The sequence below is a fragment of the Tabrizicola sp. YIM 78059 genome, assembly GCF_004959785.1.
In the GTDB taxonomy this organism is placed as follows: domain Bacteria; phylum Pseudomonadota; class Alphaproteobacteria; order Rhodobacterales; family Rhodobacteraceae; genus Tabrizicola; species Tabrizicola caldifontis.
On the sequence record NZ_SJZH01000036.1, the window covers coordinates 1 to 5,116 of the forward strand.

Annotated in this window: 6 protein-coding genes and 2 pseudogenes; 7 read left to right on the forward strand and 1 reads right to left on the reverse strand. The window is 67.9% G+C overall.

Annotation, left to right across the window (positions count from 1 at the left end):
• From EZM81_RS17730 to EZM81_RS17745, 5 genes and pseudogenes are all read left to right on the forward strand, one after another.
• Nucleotides 1-199: pseudogene (locus EZM81_RS17730) on the forward strand (hypothetical protein); the annotation flags it as partial.
• Nucleotides 192-323 (forward strand): hypothetical protein, encoded by a 132-nt coding sequence (locus EZM81_RS18710; RefSeq protein WP_256371638.1) that lies wholly within the window; start codon nt 192-194, stop codon nt 321-323. The pseudogene EZM81_RS17730 and the gene EZM81_RS18710, both read left to right, overlap by 8 nt.
• 10 nt (nt 324-333) lie before the next feature.
• A complete protein-coding gene (locus EZM81_RS17735) occupies nt 334-978 on the forward strand; it encodes a lysozyme (RefSeq protein ID WP_248298278.1) in 645 nt (214 codons plus the stop codon).
• Nucleotides 975-1,184, forward strand: coding sequence for a hypothetical protein (locus EZM81_RS17740; RefSeq protein ID WP_136646700.1), 210 nt, complete (start codon nt 975-977; stop codon nt 1,182-1,184). The genes EZM81_RS17735 and EZM81_RS17740 overlap by 4 nt, the downstream gene beginning before the upstream one ends.
• Complete coding sequence (locus EZM81_RS17745) at nt 1,181-2,065, forward strand: DUF2163 domain-containing protein (protein WP_136646701.1); 885 nt, start codon at nt 1,181-1,183, stop codon at nt 2,063-2,065. Before EZM81_RS17740 ends, EZM81_RS17745 begins: the two co-directional genes overlap by 4 nt.
• A gap of 68 nt (nt 2,066-2,133) precedes the next feature.
• Here EZM81_RS17745 and EZM81_RS17750 read toward each other — a convergent pair whose 3' ends face one another.
• Nucleotides 2,134-3,312 carry an IS110 family transposase gene (locus tag EZM81_RS17750; RefSeq protein WP_136646702.1) on the reverse strand — a complete coding sequence of 393 codons (1,179 nt, stop codon included), beginning with the start codon at nt 3,310-3,312 and terminating at the stop codon, nt 2,134-2,136.
• A 224-nt stretch (nt 3,313-3,536) separates the two neighbouring features.
• On the opposite strand from EZM81_RS17750, the gene EZM81_RS17755 reads away from it, so the two are divergent.
• Together EZM81_RS17755 and EZM81_RS17760 are read left to right on the forward strand one after the other, a co-directional pair.
• Entirely contained in the window at nt 3,537-3,986 is a 450-nt protein-coding gene (locus EZM81_RS17755) for an NlpC/P60 family protein (protein ID WP_136646703.1), read from the forward strand.
• Nucleotides 3,987-3,996: 10 nt separating this feature from the next.
• Nucleotides 3,997-5,116 (forward strand): annotated as a pseudogene (locus EZM81_RS17760) (hypothetical protein); the annotation flags it as partial.

Sequence of the window (5,116 nt, forward strand, 5' to 3'; positions counted from 1 at the left end):
TGGCGGGCTGATCGCGGCCGGGATGGGGAGCTTCTCGATGGCGCTCGTCACCGCCTGGCTCTCCCTGCCGCCGCAGGCGATCCCTGCGGGCGGCGCGGCAGGCTCGGCCGCCTATCTCGTGGGTGTCTTCGGCCCCGCCTTCATCGAACTCGTCCTCGCCCGGCTGCGTGGCGCGAAGGGAGGGGCAGACGATGAATGACCTTCTCCGCCGCGCGCGCGCCCTTCGCTGTGACCCGGGCGATCCCGGTCTGGCATTCGCCCACCGCCTGCGCATCGGCCTCGCCGTCGCGGTGCTGATCCTCGTCCTCTCGCTCATCAGGTAATTCCATGCATATGACAGACCGGGGCCTTCTGGCCCTCGTCCGGCACGAGGGTATCGTGCCCGGACCCTATCTCGATGTGAAGACCGTCTGGACCTTCGGCATCGGCCACACGGCCGCCGCGGGTCCGCCCGATCCGGCGCAAATGGCGCGCGGCATGCCGGCCGATCTCGATGCAGGGATCCGCGAGGCTTTCCGGGTCTTCCGCGCAGACCTCGCTGCCTACGAGGCCGAGGTGCTGCGCGCCGTGAAGGTGCCGCTGGAGCCCCACGAGTTCGATGCGCTGGTCAGTTTCCACTACAACACCGGCGGCATCGCCAAGGCCGCGCTGAAGAAGGCTGTGAACGCGGGCAACCGTGCGGCGGCGGCAGCGGCCTTCATGGGCTGGCTCAAGCCCGCCGCCATCCGGTCCCGCCGCGAGGCAGAGCGCGATCTCTTCGCCAGGGGCATCTACCCGACCGGCACCATCCCGGTCTGGGCCGTCGACCGCAACGGCCGGGTCGACTTCTCGCGACCGATCCGTCGGCTCAGCGAAGCCGAGGCGCTGGCCTTGCTGCGCCAGACCGGCACGTCGGTGCTGCCTCCAGCCCAATCCACCACCGCGCCCAGCTGGTGGCAGCGACTTGCCAGCTTCTTCACCGGAAAGGAAACGACATGAACTGGACCTTCGCCCGCGGCCTCGTCTATCTCGCCTGCCTTGTCGCCTCCGGCCTCGCCATGGCGGGGCTGGCGGATTTCGACCTGGCGACCGGGACCTTCGACCTCAGGCCCTTCAACCTCTACGCCCTGACCGGCGCAGCAGGCGGTGTCGTCTCCTCGGCGCTGGCCTCGATCGCGCTCTGGCGCGGCTGGGGGCGCAGGTGAAGTCCCTCCTTCCCGCCCTGCAGGCCCATCTCGAAGAGGGCACGACGACACTGGCCTGGTGCTGGCGCATCACCCGGGCCGATGGCGTGACCTTCGGCTTCACCGACCATGACCGGACCCTCACCTTCGACGGCACCGAGTTCGAACCGGAAAGTGGTCTGACGGCGTCCGAGGTCCGGTCGGGGTCTGACCTCTCCGTCGATGCGCAGGACGCGCAAGGCGTGCTGTCGTCGGACCGGATTTCGGAGACCGACATTTTCGACGGCCGATGGGACAATGCGGCAGTCGAGGTCTGGCGCGTGAACTGGGCGAGCCCGGCGCAACGCGTGCTTTTGCGCCGCGGGGCCATTGGCCAGATCCGGCGCGGGCGGCTCGCCTTCGTGGCGGAGGTGCGGAGCCTCGCCCATGTGCTCGGCCAGACGGTCGGGCGGACGTTCCAGGCGAGTTGCGATGCCGCGCTGGGCGATGCGCGATGCGGCGTGAACCTCGAGGCCGCGGCCTTCAAGGGCAGCGGTGCGATCATCGAAGTGCTGCGGGACCGGGCCTTCACCGCTTCCGGCCTCGGCCCCTTCGCGGCGGGCTGGTTTGCCTTCGGGCTGGTCGAGTGGACCAGCGGCGCGAACGCGGGGCGGCGGGTCGAAGTGCTGTCGCATGACCTCGTCGATGGCGTGGCGATCCTGACCCTGCTGGAAGCGCCGGTGCGACCGATCACGGCGACGGATGCTTTCGTGGTCCGGGCGGGCTGCGACAAGCGTATCGCGACCTGCGGGACGAAGTTCGCCAATGTCGCCAACTTCCGAGGGTTCCCGCACATCCCGGGCCAGGACGCCGTGGTGCGCTACGCCACCAAGGATGGCGGCCACGAGGGGGCGGTGCTGTGAGATGCCGTCACGTTGAGCAAGCGTTTTTCGGGGTCCGACATGGCGCGGGCGGCGTCGGTATGGGTGGCCTATGCCGCCCGTGCCATGTCGGCCGAGGCGACGAACGGCTTGCGGTTTCTGGCGACACTGTAGACGGCGTTGAGCAGTTTTCGCATTGCGGCGATCAAGGCGAGCTTGGCCGGTTTTCCGGCTGCGCGCAGGCGCAGGTAGAAGGCGCGGAGCCATGGATTGCGGCGTACGGCGCCGAGTACGGGCATCCAGAGGGCGTGTCGCAGCCGAGCATTGCCCATGGGGCTGATCGGCGCGCGGACGCGAGCGGATTGCTTGCCGGATTGGCGAAGGCCTGGAACGACGCCGACATAGGCCGCAAAGGCGCCCGCACTTCGGAACCGCGCCGGATCGCCGACTGCGGCGATGATTCGCGCGACCGAATGCGGTCCGAGACCGTCGATGCTCAGGAGGAGTTTGCCGACCTCGTGGGTTTCGAGCAGGCCCTCGATGTCACGGTCGATTTCGGTCAGTCGACGGCGCCACATATCGAGGTCCTGGCAGATGTGCCGTGCCTGCAGCGCATAGACCGGTCCGTGATGCTGGCCGACCGAGTACTTTGCCGCAGCGACCAGCTGTTCGGCCAGGTCGGGACCGACGAAGTGGCAGCCGTCGTAGCGCAGCTTCGCCAAACGCCTGGGGTTGGCGCGCGCGAAGGCTTGTGCCGTGGGGTATTCGGCGATCAGCGCGGTGGCCAGCATGCTGTCGAGGCTGCGAACATGGCGGGTGAACTCGGGGAAACCGAGATCGACGAGGCGATGGAGCTGGCGAACCCGGTCATCGAAGTCCTGGCGCAGCCGGTCGCGGTGGCGGACGAGTTCACGCAGGCTCTCGGGCGCCTCGTCATGCAGCTGCGTGGGGGCGGGACGCTTCTCGAAGGCCAGCCGTGCCAGTCCCTCGGCATCGATCGTGTCGGTCTTGGTCCGCTCGAGGGTCGCGTCCTGGAAACGGCGGGCGGTGAAGGGATTGAGCAGGGCGACGTCATGCCCGGCCGCAGTCAGCACCGCGAACAGGTTCTTCCAGTAATGCCCCGTCGCTTCCATCGCGACCAGCACCGGTGGCGGCCCCAGCGCTTCTGCCAGCCGCCTGTAGCCGTCCCGATCCTCCCCGAACGCGATCGGGCGGCCGATTACCTTGCCCGAACTGTCCAGTCGGGCCAGCACATGCCGTTCAGACGCAATGTCGATGCCTGCGAACATGATCCCTCCTTTGCCGCAAACGGCCGGGGAGCCTCGGAGCCGACATTCATGCTCACCCTTGTCCAAGCGAGGACGCAAGCGGGCAAGGCCTGGCCCCAGGATGCCGTTCGAGCCCTGAACGCCGGTCGAGGGCGCCAATCTCACAGACGAGGACGATACCCCGAAGACGCTACGGCGACCCTCTCCCAGCAACCGATGCTTCACCTTAGCCGAGGATCGCACCGATGAGTGGAAGTGTTACAAATACCGCCGACCCCGGCCGCGTCATCGCCGTCGCGCGGTCTTGGCTCGGCACGCCCTATCACGACCAGGCCAGCTTGCGCGGGGTCGGCTGCGATTGTCTCGGCCTCGCACGGGGCGTCTGGCGCGAGGTCGTGGGGCCGGAGCCGTTCCCGATCCCGCCCTACAGCCGCGATTGGGGTGAGACCGGGCCGCGCGAGGTGCTGGCCGACGGCGCGCGCCAGATGATGCCGGAAATCGCACCGACCGACGCCTTACCCGGTGCGCTGATCCTGTTCCGCATGGTGCCGCGCGCCATAGCAAAGCATGTCGGGATCCTCACCGGCCCCGACACCTTCCTGCACGCCTATGAGCGGTTGGGCGTGATCGAGGAACCACTGACACCCGCATGGCGACGCCGCATCGCCTTCGCCTTCCTGTTCCCTGCTCGCTGAGATTTCCGCAATGGCCACGCTTGTCCTCGGCGCCGTCGGTTCCGCCATTGGCGGGGCCTTTGGCGGCGCGATCCTTGGCTTCTCTGGCGCTGCCATCGGTGGTTTCATCGGCTCCACCATTGGATCGGTCGTCGACAGCTGGATCGTGTCTTCACTGGCCCCCGCGCAGAAGATCGAAGGCCAGCGCCTGGACAGCCTGCGGATCACCTCCGCGACCGAAGGTGCCATCATCCCTCGGCTCTACGGCCGGATGCGGATCGGCGGCAACATCATCTGGGCAACCGATTTCCGCGAGGAAACCATGACCAGGACGCAAGGCGGCGGCAAGGGTAGTGGCGGTGGCCGGGTCCAGACGACCGAGTATCTATACTATGCCAGCTTCGCGGTCGGCTTGTGCGAAGGCCCGATCACCGGCATCGGGCGCATCTGGGCCGATGGCAAACCGCTGGACATGACCGGCATCACCTGGCGCTGGTATCCAGGGAACGAGACCCAGACGCCTGACCCATTCATTTCGGCCAAGATGGGCGCGGCCAACACTCCCGCCTATCGCGGGACCGCCTATGTCGTCTTCGAGGAACTGGCGCTCTCGACCTACGGCAATCGCCTGCCGCAGCTGTCCTTCGAGGTGTTCCGACCGCTGGCTGACCCCGACACGGCCGAAGGGCTGGTCAAGGCAGTGACAATGATCCCGGCCTCGGGCGAGTTCACCTATGCGACCGAAGCCGTCCGCAAGACAGTCGGGGCGACGACGACGGTCTTCGGCCAGACGACCGGCGGCACCACCTCGGCCGAGAACCTGAACGCGCTGCCCGACGAGACCGACATCGTCGTGGCTCTCGATCGGCTGCAGGCCATGGCCCCGGCCGTCGAGAGCGTCAGTCTCGTCGTCGCCTGGTTCGGCACCGACCTGCGCGCGGGCAGCTGCGCGATCAAGCCCGGCGTCGAGGTCGCGACCAAGGTCACCGGCCCCAAGGTCTGGTCCGTGAATGGCGTGGCGCGGGCGAATGCGCACCTCGTGAGTCGCGATGCCGAAGATCGCCCCGTCTATGGCGGCACGCCTGCGGATTTCGCAGTGGTGCAGGCGATCCGCGAGATGAAGGCGCGCGGGCTGCGCGTCACCTTCTATC